Genomic DNA, 22,217 nt, shown 5'->3' on the forward strand with positions numbered 1-22,217 from the left:
CCGGGCGACACAGTAACCCACCAGCCCCCACTCGACACCACTCGACGCCGTGTCGTGACCTGCTCCCCCACGGGGGCCGAGCCGGGACGCCCGGAGCCCGACGGCGCAGGTCACGGGGCGGAACCGGCCTCCGGCGTGGGGTGCGGTGGGGAGCGGGGGCGGGCTCCGGTCCAGATCCGGTTCCGCCACGTACGGTGGGGACGTGACGGAGGCGACACGCACCGCCGACGGAGCGGCCGGTCCGTCGGTCGACGTCGCCGCGGTCGGGGCTGGTATCGCGGCCAACATCGGCCGCGTGGTCCAGGGCAAGGACGACGTGGTCCGGCTGGCGATGGTGGTACTTCTCGCCGAGGGCCACCTGCTGATCGAGGACGTGCCCGGGGTCGGGAAGACCACCCTGGCCAAGGCGCTGGCCGCCTCGGTGGATGCCTCGGTGCGGCGGATCCAGTTCACGCCCGACCTGCTGCCCAGCGACGTCACCGGGGTGGCGGTCTACGACCAGGAGTCGCGGGCGTTCGAGTTCAAGCCGGGCGCGGTCTTCGCCAACATCGTCGTCGCCGACGAGATCAACCGCGCCTCCCCCAAGACGCAGTCGGCCCTCCTCGAGTGCATGGAGGAGCGCCAGGTCACCGTGGACGGCGTCAGCTACGAGCTGGCCCGGCCGTTCATGGTGATGGCGACGCAGAACCCGCTCGAGATGGAGGGGACCTACCCGCTCCCCGAGGCACAGCGCGACCGCTTCACCGCACGGGTGTCCATGGGCTATCCCGGTCGGGACGCCGAGCTGGCGATGCTCGACGAGCGGTCGACCACCGATCCGCTCGCCTCCCTCACCCCGGTCGCCGACGCCGCCACGGTGCGCGACCTGGTGCACGCCGTGGGCACCCTCTACGTCTCCGACGCCGTCCGGCGCTACGTCGTCGGGCTGGTGGAGGCCTCGCGGCGGTCCCCGCACCTGCGCCTGGGCGCCTCGCCGCGGGCCGGGCTCCAGCTCCTGCGGGCGGCCCGCGCCTCGGCGGCGCTGTCCGGACGCGACCACGTGCTGCCCGACGACGTCCAGCTGCTCGCCGCACCGGTCCTGGCGCACCGCCTGCTCCTGACCGCCGACGCCGCGCTCGGCCGGCGCGGCCCCGAGCAGATCGTCGCCGAGCTGCTGTCCACCGTCCCGGTTCCCCGCGGGCGCTGAGCCACCGTGCCGACGCAGGCTGGCCGGGTGCTCTCCTCCCTGACCGTCCGCGGGCGGTGCGTGGTCGCGGCCGCGGCGACGCTGCTGCTGGTCGGCGCCCTGCTCGGCGAGCGGCCGCTGGTGCAGCTCGCGGTGTTCACCCTCGCGCTGCCCCTGCTGTCCGCGGTGGCGGTGGCCCGGCAGCGGTTCCGGATCAGCGCCCGGCGCACCGTCACCCCACCACGGGTGCCCCGCGGCGAGACGGCGGACGTGGTGCTCGAGCTGACCAACTCCGACACCCGCACCGGTGGGCTCTGGTTGCTGACCGAGCAGCTGCCCGCCGACCTGGGCTCCTCCCCCCGCTTCCTCGTCGAACGGCTCGCCCCGGGTGCGCGCACGGCGCTGTCCTACCGGGTGCACGGTGCCCGGCGGGGGCGGCACGTGCTCGGCCCCCTGCGGCTGCGGCTGGTCGACCCGTTCGGGCTGGTCGAGCGCAGCGCCGTCGGCGCCGACAGCGCACCGCTGCTCGTCGTCCCCCGGGTCCGACCGCTCGGGACCGACGGGCCGGCCGGCGGGCACGGCGGGGGCGGCGAGGGCTCCCGGCGCACGATCGCCGTGCACGGCGAGGACGACGTGAGCATCCGGGAGTACCGCCAGGGCGACGACCTCCGGAAGGTGCACTGGCGCGCGACCGCCCGCACCGGCGAGCTCATGGTCCGGCTCGAGGAGCGGCCGTGGCGGGCCCAGGCCACCCTGCTGGTCGACACGCGCGCCCGTGCGCACGTCGTCGCCCCGCGCGTCCGGACGGCCGACGCGGTCCGGATCGGCCCGGCCGGGGACGACGCCCCGCCGGTGGACAGCCTGGAGTGGGTCGTGGAGGCCGCGGCGAGCATCGGGACGGAGCTGGGCCGCAGAGGCGCGGCCCTCCGCGCCGTCACCGACACCGGGGAGCTCGTGCCGGCCTCCGGGCGCGGCCGGCTCGGCGCCGAGGACCTCCTCGACCGGTTGGCCGCGATCGGCCCGTCCCGGCACTCCGGCCTGGGCGTCGGCGTGGAGCAGGTGTGCCGGGCCGCCGGCGACGGGCCGGTCGTCTGCCTGCTCGGGGCGGTCGGCCCCGACGACGTGGTCGAGCTCATCCGCAGCCGGACGGGCCCCACGACGGACCTGGCGATCCTGACCGACATCGAGAGCTGGGTCGCCCCCGCGCCCGGCCGTGGCCGACGGATGTCGACCGCCTCCCGCGGCGCGCTGGCCGCTGCGCGGGAGGACGCCGCGACCCTGTTGCGGACGGCCGGCTGGCGGGTGGCCGTGGCCCGCGCGGACCGGACCGTCGCCGAGGTGTGGGCCGAGCTCGGTGGACCGCTGCAGGCGGAGACGACGACCGTCGCGGAGCTCCACGGGACTCGCGCATGACCGACCAGGACGTCCGTCCCGCCGTGGCCGCCGCGGTGGCCACGTTCCTGGGCGCTGCGGCGCTCACCCCGGTCTACACCTCGGGCGCATGGGTGGGTCCGGTGCTCGCCGTCGTCCTCACCGTCCTGGCCGGTGGGCTCCTGCTGCGCACCGGAGCCAGGGCACTGTGGGCGGGCCCCCTGCGTGGAGGCGCCCCTTCGGCCCGGGTGTCGGCGCTCGGCGTCGCACTCGTGCCGGTGGGTCAGCTGCTGCTCGTCCTGGCCGTCCTCACCGCGCTGTTCGCCCCCGCGGAGGCGATCGCGGGGGTGGTTCCGACGTCCGCGAGCCTCGAGCAGCTGGTCGCGGTCTTCGCCGACGGCTCCGCCGAGCTCCGCGAGCAGGCCACCCCGGCCCTGCCACTGACCGGCCTGCTCTCGCTCACGGTATTCTTCGTCGGGCTGATCGCCGTCCTCGTGGACCTGGTGACCGTCGCGGGGCGGCAGGCGACCCTCGCGGGGCTCGGTCTGCTCGTCCTGTACTGCGTGCCGGTGGCCACGGTCACCGGCGGCATCGGGCTGGTGGCGCTGGCCGCCCCGGCCGCCGGCCTCGCCCTGCTGATGTGGAGCGACCAGCGGAGCCGGCTGGCCTCGGCCGGGCGCACGAGCCGCCGTAGCGGCGGCACCGGAGGGCGGACCGCCGTGCGGATCGGGCTCGCGGCCCTGGCCGCCGGCCTGGTCCTCGGGTCCCTGGTGCCCACGCTCGCCGAGGGTTCGCTGGCCACGGGCTTCGGCGGCGGATCAGGGGGCGCCACCGGCACGTCCATCGATCCGGTCGCCACGATGCAGGGGCAGCTGACCCTTCCCGAGCCGATCGACCTGCTGCGGCTGGAGACCACGGTGGAGGATCCCGGCTACCTGCGCGCCGTCGCCATCGACGAGTACGACGACGAGTCCGGCTGGACGCTCTCCAACCTCAGCGGTGAGGAGTCCATCGCCGACGACGACCGTCTGGCGCCCCTGCCGGGCCGCCAGACGGCCCGGCCGGTCACCGCGACGATCCGGGTCCTCGAGCACGACGACCGGTTCCTGCCGACGCTCTTCTCCCCCCAATCGGTCCGCCTGGACGACGAGAGCCAGGGAGGCGCCGACGGATGGCGGTTCGACCCTGCGACGGGCACGGTCTACGGCCGCGAGGTGACCAGCGGGGGCCTGAGCTACACGGTGACCGCCAGCGAGCCGCGCCCGACGGCCGCCCAGCTGGCCGGGGCGGGCCAGCTGAGCCCCGACGACCCGGTGCAGCAGCTCTTCACCGCTCTCCCGCTGCTCGACCCCCGGGTGACCGACCTGCTCGCCGAGGTGACCGCGGGGGCGAGCACCCCCTACGAGCGCGTGCGCAGCATCCAGAACTTCCTGACCGACCGGGACAACGGCTTCATCTACAGCCTCTCCACCTCACCGGGCACCACCGGAGACGACCTCGTGGACTTCCTGCGCCTGCGCCGCGGCTACTGCGAGCAGTACGCCGGCGCGATGGCGGTCATGGTGCGGGCAGCCGGGGTGCCGGCGCGGGTGGCCCTGGGGTACACGCCGGGCACCGAGCAGGAGGACGGCAGCCGGCTGGTCACCAGCGACGACGCCCACGCCTGGGTCGAGGTGTACTTCCAGGACCTCGGCTGGGTGCCCTTCGACCCGACGCCCATCGCCCGGGACCGCGCCGTCGACCTGCCGTGGGCGCCCCGCGCCGGCGAGGAGGACCGGACCGACGACCGGGCGGCGGTCCCCGTGCCGACGGCGCCGTCGCAGCCGCTGCCCTCCGCCCCCCGGGATCTCGCCGAGGGTGGGGCGCCTGGGGCGCAGCAGGGTCAGGGTGCCGAGGACGCGCTGTGGCCCCTGCTGGGCGCCGTCGGTCTCGCCGTGCTCGTCGGTGGGCTCGTGGCGTCGCCGGCCGCGACGCGCACCCTCCAGCGCCGGCGCCGGATCGCGACCGGGACGGCCGGGGCCCTATGGGACGAACTGACCGCCACCGCGCTGGACGTCGGTGTGCCGACACAGCCGACGTGGACCCCACGGCGGACCGCCCGCGAGCTGGGAGCCGTCCTGGGCCGGACCGGCACGCCCGGCGAGGGCGCCGACGCGGTGCTGCGGCTGGCCCTGGCCGAGGAGTCCGCCAGCTACGGGCCGGCCGCCGATCAGCGCGTGCACCCCGACCTGGCCGACGCCGTGCAGACCGCCCGGCGGGGGCTGCTGGCCACCCTGCCCCGCGGCGCCCGCCTGCGCGCCCGGCTCTGGCCGGCGTCCCTGGTCAGCGGCGCCGGGAGCCGGCTGGCCACCGCGGTGGCCCGGAGGGTCCCTCGCCGGTTCCTGCTCCGCCGGTGGACCCGCCCGGCCTGAGCATCCGCTCCCCCGACGCCGAGAGCCGCCGTCCGGAGGGGCGGCGGCTCTCAGGGCATGCGCGGTGGGCTACTGGTCGTAGCGCCGGCGGAAGCGCTCCTCGAGGCGGCTCTTCAGCGGCTGCCGGCCCGGCCGGTTCGCACGGCCAGGGCGCCCGGGTCGCCCGGGCCCGGCCGGCCCACGACTGTCGGCCGGCGCGCTGCCGGCCTCGACCACGCCGGTGGCCGCCTTGTAGTTCAGGACGGCGAGGGCCGCACCGGCGAACATCACCAGCGAGCCCAGGGCGCCGACGGGGACGGACTGGGCGACGGCGCCGCCGACCAGACCCGCGAGCCCGATGACCACCAGGACGACGCCGACCTGCAATGCGCGGCGGGCCTTCAACCGGCGGTCACCGGTGCGTACAGACGAGGCGAACTTGGGATCGTCATCGACGAGGGCGCGCTCGATCTGCTCCAGCAGACGCTGCTCGTGCTCGGAGAGCGGCACGTCGACCTCCAGGTGGGCGGAGCCAGGGCCGTCGGTGGCTCCCGCCGACGGTGACTTCGAGGATACGAGGCCTTTGCGGGCTGCGAAAGGCGACCACGCGACGACCCGTGTTCGATCGTCGCTCGATCACTCCTCCGGGTAGGCAACGACCGGGGGGCCGCTGCGGTTCCTGGCTCGCTGACCAGCGGATGCGCCCTGCCCACTCCACTCCTGCCCACCCTGCCCACCCGGCCGCCCCGACCGGTGGAGCAGCGTCGCCGGCCGGACCGCGCCGGCGCCGAACCGGCGCGCCGCGCGGTCCGCGGCGAGCTCGGCCTCCCGGCGGCCGCGCTCCCGGGCACCGAGCTCCAGCTGCTGCGGAGCGGAGCCCGCGTCGATCAGGCGCTCGGCCCGGACGCCGACCAGCCGGATGCGGGCCCGCTCGAGGCCGAGCGCGTCGTAGAGGGCCCGCGCGGTGTCGTAGAGCTCCTGTCCCACGTCGGTGGGGACGTCGAGGGTGCGGCTGCGGGTGATCGTGGCGAAGTCGGCGAACCGGACCTTGATGCTGACCGTGCGGGCCAGCCATCCTCCGGCGCGCAGCCGGCCCGCCGTCCGCTCGGCCAGCAGGAGGAGCTCGCGGTGGATCACCACCGGGTCGTCGACGTCGGTGCCGAAGGTCTCCTCGTGCCCGGTGGACTTCTCGGGCTCGTGTGGAACCACCCGGCGCGGATCGCGGCCCCAGGACAGCTCGTGCAGGTGCGAGCCCGAGGTCGCGCCCACCGCCCGCTGGAGGGTCCTGGCCGGCACGTGCGCGAGGTCGCCGACGGTGCGCAGCCCGAGGCGGAGCAACTGCTCCTCGGTCTTGGGGCCCACGCCCCACAGCGCTCCCACGGGCAGCGGGTGGAGGAAGTCCATGACCTCCGGCGGGCGGACGACCAGCATCCCGTCGGGCTTGGCGCGGGTGGAGGCCAGCTTGGCGACGAACTTGGTGCCGGCCACCCCGACCGAGCAGGTGATCCCCTGCTCGTCGAAGACCCGGGCGCGGATGTACTCGCCGATCTCCGCCGCGTCCCCCAGCCGGCGCCCGGCACCCGAGACGTCGAGGAAGGCCTCGTCCAGCGAGAGGGGCTCGACCAGCGGGGTGATCGAGCGGAACAGCGCCATCACCGACCGCGAGACCTCGCTGTAGAGCGCCATGTCCCCCGGCAGCACGGTCGCCGTCGGGCACAGCCGGAGGGCCCGGGCGGTCGGCATGGCTGCGTGCACGCCGTAGCGGCGGGCCTCGTAGGTCGCGGAGGTGACCACTCCCCGGTTGCCGGCTCCGCCGACGATCACCGGGGTGCCGGCCAGGTCGGGGCGCCGTCGCACCTCGACGCTGGCGAAGAACGCGTCCATGTCGACGTGCAGGATTGTGCAGCCCGCCACCCGTCCCGATCCCATCACGCCTCCCCTCGTCTCGAACAAGTGTTCGATCCTGTGATCCGGACAGTACCGACCCGGACAGCGGGACGCGCGCGGCGGCGCGGCGTCGTGTCGTGGTCGTGACCTGGCGGCGTCGTCGCTGGTCGGCTGGTGAGGAGTGCAGGTGTCGGACGAGGATGACGGAGGTATCAGCGACGGGAGGCTGCCGGCCGGCAGCCCCGGACCGACCTGGACGGAGATGCCATGGCTCTCGACGACGACGACATGACCAGCACGGAAGGTCCGGCCGACGGCGGGGCCTCGGGCAGCCCGGGCACCCACGACGGCGGCGCGGACGGCGGAGCCGACAGCGGCGCCCACGGCCCGGCTGACGGCGGAGCCGATGGCGGCTCCGACGGCGGAGCCGATGGGGGCGCGGACGGCGGTGCCGACGGGGGTGCCGACGGGGGTGCGGACGGCGGAGCCGACGGTGGTGCCGACGGTGGCGCCGATGGCGGTGCCGACGGTGGCGCGGACGGTTCGGCCTGACCGAGGGCCTGACCATCCAGGGCCGGGCGGAGCATGAGCTCCGCCCGGCCCTGCGGCGGTGCACGAACATCGACCCGCGCGTCTTCGCCGAGCAGTACTGGTCCCGCCGGCCGCTGCTGACCCGCGCCGAGGACACCGGCGGCTCCTTCACCGACCTGCTCGACCTGGCCGCCGTCGACGAGCTGCTCTCCCGCCGCGGACTGCGCACGCCCTTCCTGCGCATCGCCAAGGACGGCGCCGTCGTCGACCCCGAGCGCTTCACCACGTCCGGGGGCGCGGGCGCCGAGATCGGCGACCAGGTGTCGTCGGACGCGGTGCTGCGACTGTTCGCCGACGGCAGCACCGTCGTGCTCCAGGGCCTGCACCGGCTCTGGCCGCCACTGATCGAGTTCGCCGACCAGCTGGCCGCCGACCTGGGCCATCCCACCCAGGTCAACGCCTACGTCACCCCGCCGTCCTCGCGCGGGTTCAGCCCGCACTACGACGTGCACGACGTCTTCGTCCTCCAGGTGGCCGGCGAGAAGCACTGGACCATCCACGAGCCGGTGCTGCGCGACCCGCTGCGCACCCAGCCCTGGAACGACCGTGCGGCCGAGGTCGCCGCGGCCGCGGAACGCGAACCGGTCATCGACGCGGTGCTGCGACCCGGCGACGCGCTCTACCTGCCCCGCGGCTACCTGCACTCGGCGAGGGCCCTGGGCGAGATCAGCGCGCACCTGACCATCGGGGTCCACTCGGTGACCCGGTGGGCGGCGGCCGAATCCGCCCTGGACCTGGTCCGCACCCTCGCCGCCGACGACCCGGAGCTGCGCGGCTCCCTGCCGCTCGGGGTCGACCTGAGCGATCCCGGCTCGGTCCGCGACGAGGTGGCCGCGGTGATCGCCGGCCTGCAGGAGTGGCTGGGCCGGGTCGACCCCGCCGAGGTCGCCGACCGGCTGCGCGCCGGCACCTGGGCGCAGGTGCGCCCCGAGCCCGTGGCCCCGCTGACCCAGTCCGCCGCGGCCGCCGCGATCGGCCCCGGCACGGTCCTGCGGCTGCGCCGCCGGCTGCGGTGCAGCCTGCGGGACGCCGCCGACGGCCGGGTGACCCTGCTGGCCGGACGGCGCTCGCACTCCTTCCCGGCCGACGTGGGAGACGCGCTGGCCGCGCTCCTGGAGGTCGGTGAGCTCGAGGTCGGTGACCTGCCCGGCCTGGACCCCGACGATCGGATCACCCTCGCGAGGCGGCTGGTGACCGAGGCGATCGCCACCGTCCCCGATGCGGGGACGACCACCGCGCCGTGACGGCGAACAGCGCCCCGCCGGAAGGCACCCGGCCGCTGGGGCGGCTCGACGACAGCCGCTGCTCGGTCCAGGCCCTGGTCCGGGGCGACTCCCCCGTGGCGACCGCCTCCCCCGCCCAGCGCTGGCTGCTGATCGAGCAGCCGGGCCCCTGGGGACGCGACGCGCTGACCGAGTCACGGTTCGACGCCGAGGTGGCGCCGCTGCTGGCGAGACGGTCCCGCGCCGAAGGGGTGCGGCTCCTGCTGGTCCGCCGCCCCGGGGACCGGCTGGCCGACTCCGGGCGCCGCTGGGCCTACGCCGACAGCCGCCCGGGGCACGAAGGGCTGTGGTGGTCGGTGCGGACGTCGGACGCCGACCTGCTCACCGCGCCCTGGGACGGATCGGTCGGCGCAGCGGCACCCGGCCCCACCTACCTGGTGTGCACGCACGGCGGGCACGACGCGTGCTGCGCGTTGCGCGGCCGGCCCCTGGCCCGCGCCCTGCCGGCGCCGGGACCGGCCGACGTCTGGGAGTGCAGCCACCTCGGCGGTGACCGGTTCGCCGCCAACGTGCTGGTGCTGCCGCACGGCTTCTACTACGGGCAGGTGCCGGGCGACGGCGCCGACCTGGTCGCCGCGCACACCCGCGGCGAGGTGGCACTCCCCTGGTTGCGCGGGCGGGCCGGCGTCCCCCCGCCCGGGCAGGCCGCCCAGCACTTCGCCCGCGGCGAACTGGGACTGTTCGGCCTCCACGACCTGCCGGTGGTCTCGATGGAGCAGCGGACGCCGCCGGGCTCGGAGATCGAGCGGTGGGTGGTGACCCTGGCCGGCCCCGACGGGGACGTCGTCACCCGCGTGGAGAGCCGCCCGTCGACCGTGGCCGCCCGGCTGACCTGCCGGGCCACGCATCAGGCGCACTCGCGCACCTGGCACGTGACGTTCGCGGCGGCCTGACCGGGTGCCGGCTCACGCGCCCCGTCGCGCCAGCCGTGGTCGTCGGTGATCGCTGTCGTTGCGGAGGCGGAGGTGCACGGGGACGGCGCCGTGGCGGAGCGCGTCCGAGGTGATCTCGTCGATCACCAGAACCAGCTGCTCGACCCAGTCCGAGAACGGGACGACGGGCGCATCATCATCGGCCAGGAAGGCACGGATGCTGGCCCGGATGCTCGGCAGATCGACCAGCTGCGTCGGGTCCCGGTGCCACATCACGGTGAAACCCGAGGGAAGGCGGGCCACCGGCCATCCTGTACCGGGCACAGGACCTCGGATCGCGCGTCGTCACAGCGCTCGCATGCCGGTCGCGCCAGCGTCCGGTCAGGGGAACTGGCCAGTCCATGGAAACACGGCACGGGGCTCAGCGGCCCTTCATCAGCTCGCCGGTACTGCCATGAGTTCCCAGAGACCGGTGATCTGCAACGGCCGCCGCACTGCCCGGCCACCACCGCGGACAGCGAGCTCGATTCCGTCGGCCCGGGCCAGGCGGTGAGCCTCTGCCAGAACGGTGAGCCCGGCGGAGTTGAGGAACGTGACTCCGGTCAGGTTCACGATCACCTGCGTGCACGGTGGCCGCAGGCAGCTGACGAGTGCCGAACGGAGCACCGGCGCGGAGACGGAATCGATCTCACCGGTCGGCGCCACCGTCACGGCTGTGCCGGAATCCGACGACACCACCTCGATGCCGAGCAGATCGTCTGCCACGAACAACTGAACATCGTCGGTGTCCGAGCCGTCGCGCCCAGCAGAGGAATCCACGAAGATCCAGGCCTCTCGACCAGAGCCCGACCGTCGAGCACTGCGCCGGACCGGCGCGGCTGGGAGGCGGACGCTTCCTGATCGCGGCTGAGGCCTAACCGCTGGGGCGAGATTACCGCCGTGTCGTCGGCTCGACTACCCCCAGCCGAACCACGCGACGACGTGGCGGCTACCCGGAGGTCTCGTCGGATCCCTCGCCGACGGCCCGCACGATGTCCGCGGCAATCGTGCGGAGCTTGACGTTGCGGCCTTGCGAGGCGCTGCGCAAGATCTCGAAGGCCATTCCCGACGAGCATCGCTGCTGGGCCATCAGGATGCCGATGGCCTGGTCGATGATCGAGCGGGAGGTCAGCGCCTCCGCCAGCTGCTGACCGTGGCGCGTGCGCTCGGCCAGGCGGAGCGCGACGCCGACCGCACCGGAGGCCTGCTGTGCCCAGCGTTCGGCCTGGGCTCGGGTCTCGGCGTCGAAGGTGCCTGCTTCGGTCGAGTACAGGTTCAGTGCCCCGAAGTGCCGGCCATCGACTCCCATCGGGGTCGAGAGCACCGACCGCACTCCTTGAGCCAGGGCATAGCTGCGGTAGTTGCCCCACCGATCGTCGACGGCCATGTCCGGGGCGGACACGACGGCGCCGGTGCGCATGGACTCCAGGCACGGACCCTCGTCCTGGGCGTACTGGATCTCGTCGGCCCGTGCGGCCAGGTCGTCGCTGCTGGCCACAGTCCGCGTCTTGTCGTCCAAGCGCACGGTGATAGCGCACGACCCGTGCCCGGCCGCGGCCAGTTGCACCAGCTCGTCGAGGAACTCGGTCATCCCCTCCGTGCTCAGGATCAGTTCCTGCAGGGCGGACTGGTCGACGCGTGCATCCTCGTCCGTCGTGGGCGTGGGGGTGTCAGCCATCGAGTCGGCCATCGTGGTGTCGTTCCCGCAGCCAGAGCTGGTGCTGTTCGCCGTCGTTCACCAAGGACGGTGAACCCCGGGCTCGGCTCACTCGAGGAGACCTCGATCGACATCGAGCCTACGCGCACCTGCGGCGGATGCGGTGAGAACCGGCCGCCCGGTCGATCAGCCGCCGGAGCGCGTCAGCCCACAGCGGCTGTGCGAATGCCTGATGGTCAGCCGAGTGCGCGTCCCCGCGCCATCAGCAGCGGGATGGCGAGTTCGGTGGCGGTGAGCGAGCCGTGGTACCCGATGAGGCTGCTGGGCCCGGGCTCCCGCCGCGGCGCGGTGAGTGCCCAGGTGCCGCGGGCCAGGGCGACGACGTCGCCGATCCGCTCCGCGACGCCGTCGTCCACCGGGCCGAAAACGCCGCTCACGACGGCGTCCTCCCGGCTGCCCACCCACGCCCGGTCGCCGAGCACCTCGCGCCAGCGGTGCAGGACGTCGTCCTCGGCGCCCGGCTCGGCGTGCACGTAGCGGGCGCGCGGCTCCCCCGCCAGCAGCCGGACGCCGTCGGCGAGGTCGGGCTCCTGGTCGAGGTCGAAACGGGTGGCGTCGGGGACGTCCAGCATCCCGTGGTCGGCGGTGACCATCAGCGCCGCGTCGTCGGGTAGGCCGGCGACGAGCTCCTCGACGACGCGGTCGACGAAGGCCAGCTGCCTCCGCCACGCCGCCGAGCCGACGCCGCGCACGTGGCCGGTGAGATCGAGCTCGGGGATGTAGCCGTAGACGAGGGCGCGGGGCGTGGCGGCCAGCGAGCCGAGCACGAGGGCGCAGAGGTCGCCGTGGCTGACCGCGCCGGTGTAGGTGGCGCCGCGGTAGACCGCCCGGGTGAGACCGGAGCCGGCATAGCTGTAGGGCCCGACGGCGGTGGCGGGGACGCCGGCGGCGTCGGCCTGCTGGAAGACCGTGCGCTGCGCCTGCCAGACGTCGGGGTCGGGGTCGTCGCCCCACTGGACGTGGTTGAGCGCGCGCTCCTCCCCCGGGACGGCGGTGACGAAGCCGAGGATGCCGTGGGCGCCCGGCGGGAGGCCGGTGCCCAGCGTCGCCAGGCTGACCGGGGTGGTGCTGGGGCACGGCGCGGAGAGGTCGCCGACCGGGCTGCTGAGCGCGGCGAGGGTCGGGGCGAGGTCGGCGTGGGTCCGTACGAGGTCGGCGCCCAGGCCGTCGATCAGGAGCACGGCAACCCGGCGGGCGCCGCCGAGGGCCCCGGTGAGGCCGAGCGGATCGGTGGGGAGGTCGCCGCGCTCGACCGGGACGCCGAGCGCCGCGGCGGCGCTGGGAAGCACGTCGGCGAGCGTCGCGGTGCCGTACGGGGGGACGGCGAGGTCGTCTGGGAGGCGACTCACGCGCGGGCGGCCAGGACGTGCAGGCCGGTGGCGACGTCCCGGTACGGCGAGGCCTCGGCGAGGGCCACCTCGAGGGCGCGGACGGCCTGCGGGTCGGCCCCGGACATCCCCTCCAGAAGCTCGGCGACGACGGAGACGCCGCGCCACGGCCCCGGGGTGAGGGCCGCCCCCGCGACGAGGGCGAGCAGGTCGTCGGGGCTGAACCTTCGCCGGGCGGGCCTGGCGCGCCCCGGGGCGGGATCCCGGTCCTCGAGGAGGGCGAGCGCCTCGACGGGGTGCCCGGCGACGGCCCTCGCGAGCACGGCGCCGGCGCGGTTGACCGTCGCGACGCTCACCTGACCGCCCGGCCGGAGGGCGCGGGCGATCTCCCGGAGGGTGACGGCCGGGTCGTCGACGACCTCGAGCACGTAGTGGCACAGGGCCAGGTCGTAGCCCGCGGACGCGTCGTCGACAGCGGGCAGGACCTCGTGCAGCAGGTCGCCGTCGCCCTGGACGCCGTGCACCCGGGCACCGACGCCGTCGGTGTCGGCCCGCCGTCGCAGGGTGGCGAGGGCGTCGGCGCTGGGGTCGACGACGGTGACGTCGTGGCCCAATCGGGCCAGCGGGACGGCGAACATGCCGCTGCCGCCGCCGACGTCGAGCACCCGCAGCGTGCTGCCCGCGCCCACCAGCGGGTCGAGCGCGGCCCACACGGCGGCGGTCCGGGCGGGTAACTGCTCCGTCATCGACGCAGGGGGCGTGGGCACCTCAGCGAGCCTAGTGGCGGCAGGCTGCGACCACTCGCTCGCGCGAGCCCGAGCCGGCGAGGCCCGCCGTCCTTCCCTTCGAGCCACCGACCTCGCGCTCCGACACGAGGACGGCAACCCGCAGGTGAGGTTCGCCGCTGTCTCGTGGGAGGGGCGGGTCCTCTCAGGCGGGGACGCTGTCGGCGGCCCGCTTGATCTCGGCGATGTCGATCCGGCGCATCTGCAGCATGGCCTGGGTGGCTCGCTGCGCCCGGCCGGGGTCGGGATCGTTGAGCATGCTCATCAGCTCCGTGGGGGTGACCTGCCAGGAGACGCCGAACTTGTCCTTGAGCCAGCCGCACATGCTCTCCTCGCCGCCCTCGGTCAGCCGGGTCCAGTAGTGGTCGGCCTCCTCCTGGTCCTCGCACATGATCTGGAAGGAGACCGCCTCGCTGAACGGGAACTGGGGCCCGCCGTTGAGGGCGGTGTAGGGCTGCCCGTCGAGGGTGAAGTCGACGGTCAGGACGTCGCCCTCCTTCATCGGCGGGGGCATGTCGGGCCCGTAGCGCGTGACGTCCCCGATGCTCGAGTTCGGGAAGATCGAGGTGTAGTGCCGGGCGGCCTGCTCGGCCGTGCCGTCGAACCAGAGACAGGGAATCTGCTTGGGCATGGGGCCGTCCTCTCTCGCGTCCGGCCGGGTCGCCGGCTGATGGGTAGACCGTGGCCCGGCGCAGGACTCATCGGTTGGCTCCGGAGCAGCCGCCGGCGCGATGGTCGTTTGCCGACCGGCCGTTCACGGGCACCCCTCCACGGTCAACACCGCCGTCGACCGAGGAGTGCCCATGCCCACGTCCACCCGCCCACGCCTGCTCCGTTCCACCGCGGCGGCCTTCGCGATCACTGCCGCATCCCTCACCACGGTCGCGTGCGGGTCGGACGTCGTCGACGACGGTGTCGAGCAGAACATCGAGGAAGGTGTCGAGGACGCCGAGCAGGAGGTCGAGGACGCCACCGACGGCGAGGACGAGGAGGGCTGAGCCCCCTCGCGCGCGGCCCGGTTCGGAGGGCCACCGGCCTTCGACCTCAGCGGTTCACGGCCCCTTTGCTCAGGACGCGAGGTACCGCTCGAGGGCTTCGCGAGCGACATCGGAGATGCGCCGCCCCTGCCGGGCAGCCTCAGCGGCGGCCTTCGCCCGCAGCTCGGGTGTCACCCTGAAGGTCACCTGTGGAGACGGCGCCTTCGCTCCGGTCAGGGACGGTCGTCCCCGGCCGACAAAGGCCAGCGCGTCATCAGTGGCGCGCTCGGCGTACTCCTCGGTGATCCGCCGCCCCTGACTGTCTCGTACGTCCTCTCTTCGGAGGTCGACGTCAGGTCCCATCCGGTACTTCGTCATGACTTCCTCCGTAGTGCAGTCGGCATGACGTGAATGACCAGGAGCCCGGTAGGCAGAACCACTGTCACGATCTCCAACTCCACACCTCGGTCGTCAGGTCCGATCCAGACCTTGCGGGCATCGAGCTCTCCATCAGCCGGAATCTCGTGTGGCGCGACGTTCTCGATCACATGCACCGCGTGTGCTTTACCGACTCGATGTCGACGGGCTGACTGGGTGAACCTGATCTCCTCGCTCAGTGAATTTTGCACTGCATTAATCTTTCGGTCAACGACCCGTCCGTCATCTACCCTCCGGCGCGGATCAGTGGCCCGAGCTGCCGGGACTGGAGTGCCAGAGCTTGCGGGGCGGTCCGGACGCCGCCCGCCGGGCTGCCACCTTCGAGTCCTCCCCGGCGGGCTTGATGTCGGCGTAGGGCGACATCCGGAACCCCGTGGGATGGACCAGCACCGGCCGGACGACGACCGGCCGCGAACCGTGCGATGCCGCGGCCCCCGCGATCGCCTGCTCCGTGAACTCCCCCGAGGCGGCCATCAGCTCGCGCACGCCGTCCGGTCCGTCGGCCTCCCACGCCTCGTGCAGGGCCGGCAGTTCCCACGCCCCGGTCGCCCGCAGCGAGACCCCGCGCGGGCCGGTGCGGCGCAGCACCCCCCGGATGACCAGCAGCCACGAGTGGAAGACCGTGGTGGCGTAGGGGCCCTGCGCGTCCTCGAAGAACGTCGAGTCGGTGCAGCCGGTGCCGTCGTCCAGGGTCACGAACACCACCCGCCGTCCGGAGCGGATCGGCGGCGTCTGGGTCGCCACCTTGACCCCGGCGACCAGCACCTCCGCACCGCTGCGGCAGGTGAGCAGCTCCCCCGCCGGAACTGCGCCGATGGCGGACAGGAACGGCCGGTAGAAGTCGACGACGTGCCGGCTGGCGTCCAGGCCGAGCACCTCCAGCTCGGCGCGCACCAGCTCGGCGTCGGTGAACTCCGGCAGACCGCTCCCCTCTGCCCAGCTGAGCCCCGCCGATCCGTCGTCCTCCCGTCCTCCTTCCCCTGCGACTCCCTCCTCCTCGAGCCCCAGCCCCATCAGGTCCAGGCTCAGCTGGCCGCTCGAGTTCACGCGGGCACCGCTGCGGCTCCACCGGTCGAGCTCCCCGATCTGCAGCAGCAGGTCGCGTCGGGTCACCTGTTTCCGGCGGTGCGTCGGCCGGCCGGCCTCCCGGTCGCGGACCCCGAAGCCGTAGAGGGAGTCGAAGCCCCCGGCCAGCACCAGCCGTTCGACCACGGGTCGGGAGACCGACGCGCGGTGCCAGAAATCCGTCAGTGACCGATAGGGCTGGCCGGTGACGATCCGGGCCACCTCGTCGTCGGAGATGCCCTTCACGTCGGCCAGGGCCAGTCGGATCCCGTAGCGGGACGGGTCGCGCATGGTGGCCGGCATCCATTCCGGCCGCAGCCAGTGCTCGATCTCTACTTCAGCCTCAGAGTTATCGGCCTCGAGCCGCTCCACCCGGTAGGGGCCGGTCGATGCGTTGACGTCCAGGCCGAGCACCCGGATCCCGAAGTTGCGGGCGTCGTCGAGGATCAGCCGCTTCGGGTACATGCCCGGGTCGTGGGTGAGCACCCCGGCGAGGAAGGCCGCCGGATGGTGGGTCTTCAGCCAGGCCGACTGGTAGGTGGGCAGCGCGAACGCCGCGGCGTGGGCCTTGCAGAAGCCGAACGACCCGAAGGCGGCGAGCACCTGCCAGACCTGCTCGGCCACCTCCACCGGGTAGCCCTTGTCCAGCACCCGGGGCACGAACCAGGCCCGGACCTCGGGATGGGCGTCCTTCTCCCCCAGCGCCCGCCGCACCTCGTCGGCCTCGGCCAGGGTCACCCCGGCCATCCGGGCCACGATCTGCAGCACCTGCTCGTGGAAGACCACCACCCCGGCGGTCTCCTCGAGGCAGAACTCGAGGTCGGGATGCGGGTACTCGGTCGCCCGCCAGCCGTTCCGGGCCATGAGGAACGGGGTGACCATGTCGCTCTTCACCGGCCCGGGCCGGAACAGCGAGATGTCGATGACGATGTCCTCGAACGTCCGCGGCCCGAACTTGCCCACCAGCTCCCGCTGCCCCGGCGACTCGATCTGGAACATGCCGAGGGTGCGGGTGCTGCGGATCAGCTCGAAGGTCGTGGGGTCGTCCCGCGGGACGGCGTCGATGTCGACGGTCTCGCCGTCGACCCGGGCCACCTCGTCGAGGGCGTGCGCGATCGCCGACTGCATCCGGATGCCCAGCAGGTCGAGCTTGAGCAGCCCCAGCTCCTCGACGTCGTCCTTGTCGAACTGGCTCATCGGATAGCCGAGATAGCTGTTCTCCACCGGTGTGCGGTCGAGCAGCGTGGCATCCGACAGCAGCACCCCGCACGGGTGCAGCGCGATGTGCCGGGGCAGACCGTCGAGCCGGGACACGAGGTCGAACATCAGGTCGAGATCACCGCTGCCGCCGGATCGCTTCGAGCCCAGGCGGCTGGCCCGCAGCTCCGGGAGGTCCTTGAGCGCGGCGTGCACCTGGTTGGCCCGGATGTGCGGAAACGCCTTGGCGACGGCGTCGATCTCGGCCGGGGGCAATCCGAGCGCGGCCCCGACGTCGCGGATGGCGTGCCGCACCCGGTAGGTGTCCATCATCGAGATGCAGCTGACCCGGTCCGCGCCGAAGCGGTCGATCACCGCGTCGTAGACCTCCATCCGCCGGGCGGACTCCACGTCGATGTCGATGTCGGGCAGCTGGTGGCGCAGCGGGGAGAGGAACCGCTCCATCAGCAGCCCGTACCGGAGCGGGTCGACGTCGGAGATGCCGAGCAGGTAGGTGACCAGGCTGCCGGCGCCGGAACCGCGGGCAGCGGCCCGAACCCTCAAGCTCTTGATGAGGTCGACCACGTCGGCGACGGTGAGGAAGTAGGACGGGTAGCCGAGTGAGTCGATCACCGCCAGCTCCTCGTCCAGCCGCTGCCGCACCCGCTCCGACGGCGCCATCCCGCGCCGGCCCAGGCCTGCCTCGCACCGCGCCCGCAGCACCCGCGACGGGCCCATCCCCCGCTCGGCGGGGGTGGTGACGACGTCGAGCTCGGGATAGCGGACGCTGCCGATGCCGAGGTCGTCGCGGATGTCGACGGTGCACTGCTCGGCCAGCCGGGCGGTGCCCTCGAGGAGGCGCAGTGCGGCGTCCCGGTCGGGGCCGACCAGGTCCTCGGCCACCGCGGCCATCTCCTTGCCCGACTTGAGGTAGCCCTCGGCGGTGCGCCGGTCGACGTGCCGCTCGTCGAGCGGGACCAGCCGGCGTGCGGCGTCCAGCACGTCGGCGGTCGGCGCGTCGAGGGCGTCGACGTACCGGACGGCGTTGCTGAGCACCACCGGGACGCCCTGCTCGGCGGCGAACCGGAGCATCGCCTGCGCCCGCACCCGGTCGCCGTGGCCGCGGTGGTGGACCAGCTCGAGCACCAGCCGGCCCGGACCGAAGGCGGCCCGCCAGGCGTCCAGATGGGCTGCCGCGTGGTCGGCCCGGCCGGTGAGCAGCGCCCGGCCGACCGCCGAGTCGGGGCCGAGCAGTGCGATCAGCCCGTTCGCGTGCTCGGCCGCCATGGCCAGCGAGCTCACCGGCTCCCCGCGCGTGCCGCGTAGATGGGTGGCGCTGGTCAGCCGGCACAGCGAGCGCCAGCCGACGCCGTCCCGGGCGAGGAAGGTGACCCGCGGCAGTCGCGGGTCGACGCTCGCCCCGCCACGGGCAGGACTGCGACGGCCGGGCGCGCGCAGCCGGGGCGGCCGAGCGCCGGACTCCTCCCCGCCCAGGGCACGGGCCAGCGCCGGGGGCACCGTCGCGTCGAGGGCCGGGGCGACGGCGAGGTCCACCCCGAAGATCGGCCGCACCCCGGCCGACCGGCAGGCCAGCGCGAACTTCACCGCGCCGTACAGCCCGTCGCGATCGGTGAGCGCCAGCGCCGGCATGCCGTGCTCGGCGGCGCGGGCCACGAGATCGGCCGGGTGGTTGGCTCCGTACCGCATCGAGTAGCCGGAGGCGACGTGCAGGTGGACGAAGGGGTCGCTCACGCGGCCTCCTCGCTGGCGCTCGTCAGCCCCGTGACCGTGGCTGCTGTGTCTACTGGTGAGCTCGCAAGCTCGCTCACCGCCTGGGCCCGGATGCGGTGCCGCCGACCACCCGCGGACGGGTGTAGGTGCTCCGGGCCGGTTCGGGCGCGGACAGGTTCCCGTACGAGGCGGCGAGGCAGTTCTCCACGACGCCGAGGAAGGCGCCGACGTCGCGGACGAGGTCATCGGCCTCTCGCTCGGTCACCGCTCGGGACAGCCCGGCCTCGGCGGCGGCCCGCTTCGCGGCGCCGGCGGCGAAAAAGGTGGCCCACTCGCCCAGCTCGGGCGCGACCTGCCCGAGCAGCACCCACGCACTGCGGGGACGACGGCGGGCGGGCTCGGGGCGGGTGCGGGCGGCCAGCACCGCCGCCGCGCCGCGCAGCGCGCCCAGGTGGGCGGTGGCGTAGCGCTGCCGCGGATCGGTTGCCGCAGCCGCCTCGGCCAGCCCGCGGTGCGCCTGGTCGAGGAGCTGCGCCGCCGCGGCGGGCATCGCGGGGGGCAACGGCAGCTGGCCGACGGGGACGGCTCGGGCGGCGCCCATCAGTCGTGCACCCGCACGAGCCACCAGCGGTTGCCCGCCGCGTCCCAGGTGAGGTCGTAGACCCCCGCGAAGCTGGTCCGCGACCGCCCGGCCCGCACCGCCTCGACCCGCCACACCTCCTGGGTGGCGACCAGCTCGGCGGAGGCCCCACCACCGGTGGCGTCTCGTCGCCACCACGGCGCGGTCTCGACCCAGGAGTCGAGCAGTTCGCCCACCAGGTACCGGGACTGCCCGCGCCAGAACTGCACCGGCCCCAGCGGTCCACGCTCGACCTGGACCTCCTCGCCGGCCCGTCCGACGACCTCACCGAGCACCCGGCTCACGACAGCCTCCCCACGCTCCGACTCCCCCGCCGGTCCGGACCGCCGCTCCGGGTGGGGAAGGACCGTGGAGCGGCGGAAGACCGACCGTACTCGAACATCTGTTCGAACACAGGTTCCAGTAGACCTGACCCCGGGGGCGGCGTCAAGACGCGGCGACCGTGTCGGCGTCGAGCCAGCGACCGACCGCTGTCGTCCTACCTCGCCGGGCCTGACACGCGAGATCCCTGGTTCGGGAGAGGCGGCAGCTCCGCACACCCCTGCTCCGGATCGGGGCGCGCGCTGCCCTCAGAAGCCCGCTGGAGGCGCGAGGTCCAGCAGCAGGGCCAGCGCGAGGTCGATCTGCTGCTGCTCGGCGTGGGTCAGGTGGCCCACCTGTTCGCCGAGGCGCACACCCGGGTCCACCGCCGTCAGGGCATCGCACAGCACGCGTGTCGGTCCGGCCCCCCAGTCGACCTCCGGTCGGACGACCATCGAGCGCGCCCTGGTGCTGGTCGGCGCCACGATCCATCGGGACAGCAGGTCGAACCGTGAGGCCGGCAGCACGACCGCGTAGCGCGGCCCGGTCTGCTCGTGACCCCGGGCCTGCCGGTCGGCACGGAGCCGGTGGACGGCGCCCCTCACTCCTCGGCGCCGGTCAGTTCTCGGACGGCGGCAGCCAACTCGGCGCGATCGGCTGGATCTGCCGCGGCCTCGGCGATCTCCAGCTCCGCCTGGCGACGGAGCGCCTCCCAGCGGGTGAGTCGAAGAGCCTCGGCCAACACCTGGTCGGCACTCACACCGCGCTCGGCGGCCAGCCGGCGGACCTCGTCCCTCGTCTCGCGGGAAACCCGGACAGTGGTGTCACCCTGCGCCATGAGTACAGCATACGTTATGCATACACATGCTGAAAGGCGTCGCACGGTCGCGCCCGAATTCACGATGCGGGACATGGCACCTCCGTTCCCGCGGGAAGGCGATCGACGACGACCTCGCTCACGACGCGGCGAACACCCAGGGCTACTCGACAGGGACAACACCCTGGCCACCACCGGTTGGCGCGTTGGCGTCGAGACCGAGGCAGGTCTTCTCCTGCTCATCAGTACTGACCCGCAGGTGCGCCATGGACTTCTCACCCCGTCACGCCTTGCATCCTGCCCGACGGCATCACCGATCGTCGGGACCCAGAGGGTGCCGCCCCGGTCACGGCCATCGGGCAGACATCGGCCCCGCGATGCGTGTCCCCGGTCCGGAAGCGACCACGGGGGCAAGCCTCCCGGGCCGGTGGCAGGATCGGGCCATGGATCCGGCCATGCCTCCACCGACCTCGCCGGAGCATCCCCGGGTCACCGAGGTGGCGCGCCTCCTGCGCGCCGCCGGTGCCGCCGGCGAGGTGCACCACCTGCCCGACAGCGCGCGCACCGCCGCCACGGCCGCCGCGCAGCTCGGCGTCCCCGTCGGCGCGATCGCGAACAGCCTCGTGTTCGACGTCGACGGCAACCCGCTGCTGGTGCTGACCAGCGGCGCCCACCGGGTCGACGAGACCCTGGTCGCCACTCTGCTCGGCGTCCCCCGGATCAGCAGGGCGACGCCGGAGTTCGTCCGCCGGCACACCGGGCAGGCGATCGGCGGCGTCGCCCCGATCGGCCACCCCGAGCCGATCGGCACGCTCGTCGACGTCGAGCTGGCCCGCTACGACCGGGTCTGGGCCGCCGGCGGGCACCCGCACACCGTCTTCCCCACGACCTACGACGAGCTGCTCCGCCTCACCGGCGGCACGGCGGCGGAGGTCGGCACCGGGCCGACCGCGACGACCGCGAACCCTGCAGCCACCCACTCCACCGCCCCGGCGGCCCTCCCGTGACCGACACCCGGCCCGCCACCCGCGTCATCGAGCTGCCGACGTCGTGGCTGCGCGAGCACATGCACGAGGCGCTCACCATCTACGGCCTGGCGATGGGGTACGACTCCGCCGTCGTCGCCGGCCGCTACGGCTACGCGATCCAGCACACCGAGCGCCCCGGCTTCCGGGCCGTCGGCGCCTTCGCCGAGACCGGGACGGGTGGGGGCGAGCCAGCCGAGCAGCTGGTGGGCTTCGGCTACGGCTACGTCGTCGCGCCCGGCCAGTGGTGGCACGACCAGGTGCGCGCGGCGCTGGACCGGCGGACGGCGAAGAAGTGGCTGCCCGACGCCTTCGAGGTCTGCGAGCTGCACGTCCACCCCGACCACCAGAGCCGCGGACTGGGCCGCCGCCTCCTGCGCGCCCTGGTCGCCGGCGTCCCCCAGCCCGTCGCCCTGCTCTCCACCCCGGACGCCGACACCAAGGCGTTCCGCCTCTACCACGCCGACGGCTTCGTGGACCTGGCGCGCGGCTACCACTTCCCGGGCGACTCGCGGCCGTTCGCCATCCTCGGCGTCCGGCTCCCCCTCCACCCCCGCGAACCCCTGCATCCGGACGACCGGGACCGGGCGAACAACTGA

At 74.2% G+C, this 22,217-nt stretch carries 23 protein-coding genes; 9 read left to right on the forward strand and 14 right to left on the reverse strand.

Translation table 11 applies throughout. The features are described from left to right. Positions 1 to 202 precede the first annotated feature (202 nt). The 3 genes from FHU33_RS14195 to FHU33_RS14205 are packed head-to-tail and all read left to right on the forward strand — an operon-like array spanning position 203 to position 4,947. Positions 203 to 1,186 carry an AAA family ATPase gene (locus FHU33_RS14195; RefSeq protein WP_211355133.1) on the forward strand — a complete coding sequence of 328 codons (984 nt, stop codon included), beginning with the start codon at positions 203 to 205 and terminating at the stop codon, positions 1,184 to 1,186. Positions 1,187 to 1,192: 6 nt separating this feature from the next. Then, on the forward strand, positions 1,193 to 2,578 hold the full coding sequence (locus tag FHU33_RS14200) for a DUF58 domain-containing protein (RefSeq protein WP_142025922.1): 1,386 nt from the start codon (positions 1,193 to 1,195) through the stop codon (positions 2,576 to 2,578). Continuing rightward, the gene (locus tag FHU33_RS14205; protein ID WP_142025923.1) at positions 2,575 to 4,947 is read left to right on the forward strand and encodes a transglutaminase TgpA family protein; all 2,373 of its coding nucleotides are present in this window, start codon (positions 2,575 to 2,577) and stop codon (positions 4,945 to 4,947) included. The genes FHU33_RS14200 and FHU33_RS14205 overlap by 4 nt, the downstream gene beginning before the upstream one ends. 69 nt (positions 4,948 to 5,016) lie before the next feature. Here the strand turns inward: FHU33_RS14205 and FHU33_RS14210 are convergent, their stop codons facing one another. Next, entirely contained in the window at positions 5,017 to 5,436 is a 420-nt protein-coding gene (locus FHU33_RS14210) for a DUF3040 domain-containing protein (RefSeq protein WP_142025924.1), read from the reverse strand. A 126-nt stretch (positions 5,437 to 5,562) separates the two neighbouring features. Next, the gene (gene dinB, locus FHU33_RS14215) at positions 5,563 to 6,855 is read right to left on the reverse strand and encodes a DNA polymerase IV (RefSeq protein WP_246063619.1); all 1,293 of its coding nucleotides are present in this window, start codon (positions 6,853 to 6,855) and stop codon (positions 5,563 to 5,565) included. A gap of 225 nt (positions 6,856 to 7,080) precedes the next feature. On the opposite strand from dinB, the gene FHU33_RS14220 reads away from it, so the two are divergent. The 3 genes from FHU33_RS14220 to FHU33_RS14230 all read left to right on the forward strand — a co-directional run bounded on the left by FHU33_RS14220 (position 7,081) and on the right by FHU33_RS14230 (position 9,580). Continuing rightward, positions 7,081 to 7,365, forward strand: a complete 285-nt coding sequence (locus tag FHU33_RS14220) for a BatC protein (RefSeq protein WP_142025925.1) — start codon at positions 7,081 to 7,083, stop codon at positions 7,363 to 7,365. 314 nt (positions 7,366 to 7,679) lie between these two features. Continuing rightward, positions 7,680 to 8,648, forward strand: coding sequence for a cupin domain-containing protein (locus FHU33_RS14225; protein ID WP_342778655.1), 969 nt, complete (start codon positions 7,680 to 7,682; stop codon positions 8,646 to 8,648). Beyond that, the gene (locus FHU33_RS14230; RefSeq protein WP_142025927.1) at positions 8,645 to 9,580 is read left to right on the forward strand and encodes a ferredoxin family protein; all 936 of its coding nucleotides are present in this window, start codon (positions 8,645 to 8,647) and stop codon (positions 9,578 to 9,580) included. The genes FHU33_RS14225 and FHU33_RS14230 overlap by 4 nt, the downstream gene beginning before the upstream one ends. Positions 9,581 to 9,592: 12 nt before the next feature. Here the strand turns inward: FHU33_RS14230 and FHU33_RS14235 are convergent, their stop codons facing one another. The 6 genes from FHU33_RS14235 to FHU33_RS14260 all read right to left on the reverse strand — a co-directional run bounded on the left by FHU33_RS14235 (position 9,593) and on the right by FHU33_RS14260 (position 14,059). Next, entirely contained in the window at positions 9,593 to 9,862 is a 270-nt protein-coding gene (locus FHU33_RS14235) for a hypothetical protein (protein ID WP_142025928.1), read from the reverse strand. 132 nt (positions 9,863 to 9,994) lie between these two features. After that, positions 9,995 to 10,324, reverse strand: a complete 330-nt coding sequence (locus tag FHU33_RS14240; protein ID WP_246063621.1) for an STAS domain-containing protein — start codon at positions 10,322 to 10,324, stop codon at positions 9,995 to 9,997. 223 nt (positions 10,325 to 10,547) lie between these two features. Next, positions 10,548 to 11,276 (reverse strand): GAF and ANTAR domain-containing protein, encoded by a 729-nt coding sequence (locus tag FHU33_RS14245; protein WP_170182456.1) that lies wholly within the window; start codon positions 11,274 to 11,276, stop codon positions 10,548 to 10,550. 215 nt (positions 11,277 to 11,491) lie between these two features. After that, a complete protein-coding gene (locus FHU33_RS14250; RefSeq protein WP_142025931.1) occupies positions 11,492 to 12,664 on the reverse strand; it encodes an alkaline phosphatase family protein in 1,173 nt (390 codons plus the stop codon). Continuing rightward, complete coding sequence (locus FHU33_RS14255) at positions 12,661 to 13,410, reverse strand: class I SAM-dependent methyltransferase (protein WP_246063623.1); 750 nt, start codon at positions 13,408 to 13,410, stop codon at positions 12,661 to 12,663. Before FHU33_RS14255 ends, FHU33_RS14250 begins: the two co-directional genes overlap by 4 nt. Positions 13,411 to 13,573: 163 nt before the next feature. Next, a complete protein-coding gene (locus FHU33_RS14260; protein ID WP_142025933.1) occupies positions 13,574 to 14,059 on the reverse strand; it encodes a VOC family protein in 486 nt (161 codons plus the stop codon). A gap of 172 nt (positions 14,060 to 14,231) precedes the next feature. On the opposite strand from FHU33_RS14260, the gene FHU33_RS14265 reads away from it, so the two are divergent. Further along, a complete protein-coding gene (locus FHU33_RS14265) occupies positions 14,232 to 14,426 on the forward strand; it encodes a hypothetical protein (protein ID WP_142025934.1) in 195 nt (64 codons plus the stop codon). Positions 14,427 to 14,495: 69 nt separating this feature from the next. Here the strand turns inward: FHU33_RS14265 and FHU33_RS14270 are convergent, their stop codons facing one another. From FHU33_RS14270 to FHU33_RS14295, 6 genes are all read right to left on the reverse strand, one after another. Beyond that, positions 14,496 to 14,783 carry a CopG family transcriptional regulator gene (locus FHU33_RS14270; RefSeq protein WP_142025935.1) on the reverse strand — a complete coding sequence of 96 codons (288 nt, stop codon included), beginning with the start codon at positions 14,781 to 14,783 and terminating at the stop codon, positions 14,496 to 14,498. A gap of 303 nt (positions 14,784 to 15,086) precedes the next feature. Next, entirely contained in the window at positions 15,087 to 18,857 is a 3,771-nt protein-coding gene (locus FHU33_RS14275; protein WP_142025936.1) for a DNA polymerase III subunit alpha, read from the reverse strand. 73 nt (positions 18,858 to 18,930) lie between these two features. Continuing rightward, the gene (locus FHU33_RS14280) at positions 18,931 to 19,437 is read right to left on the reverse strand and encodes an SAV_6107 family HEPN domain-containing protein (RefSeq protein ID WP_142025937.1); all 507 of its coding nucleotides are present in this window, start codon (positions 19,435 to 19,437) and stop codon (positions 18,931 to 18,933) included. Next, complete coding sequence (locus FHU33_RS14285) at positions 19,437 to 19,760, reverse strand: DUF6504 family protein (protein WP_142025938.1); 324 nt, start codon at positions 19,758 to 19,760, stop codon at positions 19,437 to 19,439. The genes FHU33_RS14280 and FHU33_RS14285 overlap by 1 nt, the downstream gene beginning before the upstream one ends. A 285-nt stretch (positions 19,761 to 20,045) precedes the next feature. Continuing rightward, complete coding sequence (locus FHU33_RS14290; RefSeq protein ID WP_142025939.1) at positions 20,046 to 20,381, reverse strand: type II toxin-antitoxin system PemK/MazF family toxin; 336 nt, start codon at positions 20,379 to 20,381, stop codon at positions 20,046 to 20,048. Next, on the reverse strand, positions 20,378 to 20,614 hold the full coding sequence (locus tag FHU33_RS14295; RefSeq protein ID WP_142025940.1) for a hypothetical protein: 237 nt from the start codon (positions 20,612 to 20,614) through the stop codon (positions 20,378 to 20,380). Before FHU33_RS14295 ends, FHU33_RS14290 begins: the two co-directional genes overlap by 4 nt. A gap of 434 nt (positions 20,615 to 21,048) precedes the next feature. On the opposite strand from FHU33_RS14295, the gene FHU33_RS14300 reads away from it, so the two are divergent. After that, the gene (locus FHU33_RS14300) at positions 21,049 to 21,600 is read left to right on the forward strand and encodes a YbaK/EbsC family protein (RefSeq protein ID WP_211355134.1); all 552 of its coding nucleotides are present in this window, start codon (positions 21,049 to 21,051) and stop codon (positions 21,598 to 21,600) included. Then, positions 21,597 to 22,217, forward strand: a complete 621-nt coding sequence (locus FHU33_RS14305) for a GNAT family N-acetyltransferase (RefSeq protein WP_142025942.1) — start codon at positions 21,597 to 21,599, stop codon at positions 22,215 to 22,217. The genes FHU33_RS14300 and FHU33_RS14305 overlap by 4 nt, the downstream gene beginning before the upstream one ends.

This window comes from Blastococcus colisei (genome assembly GCF_006717095.1).
In the GTDB taxonomy this organism is placed as follows: domain Bacteria; phylum Actinomycetota; class Actinomycetes; order Mycobacteriales; family Geodermatophilaceae; genus Blastococcus_B; species Blastococcus_B colisei.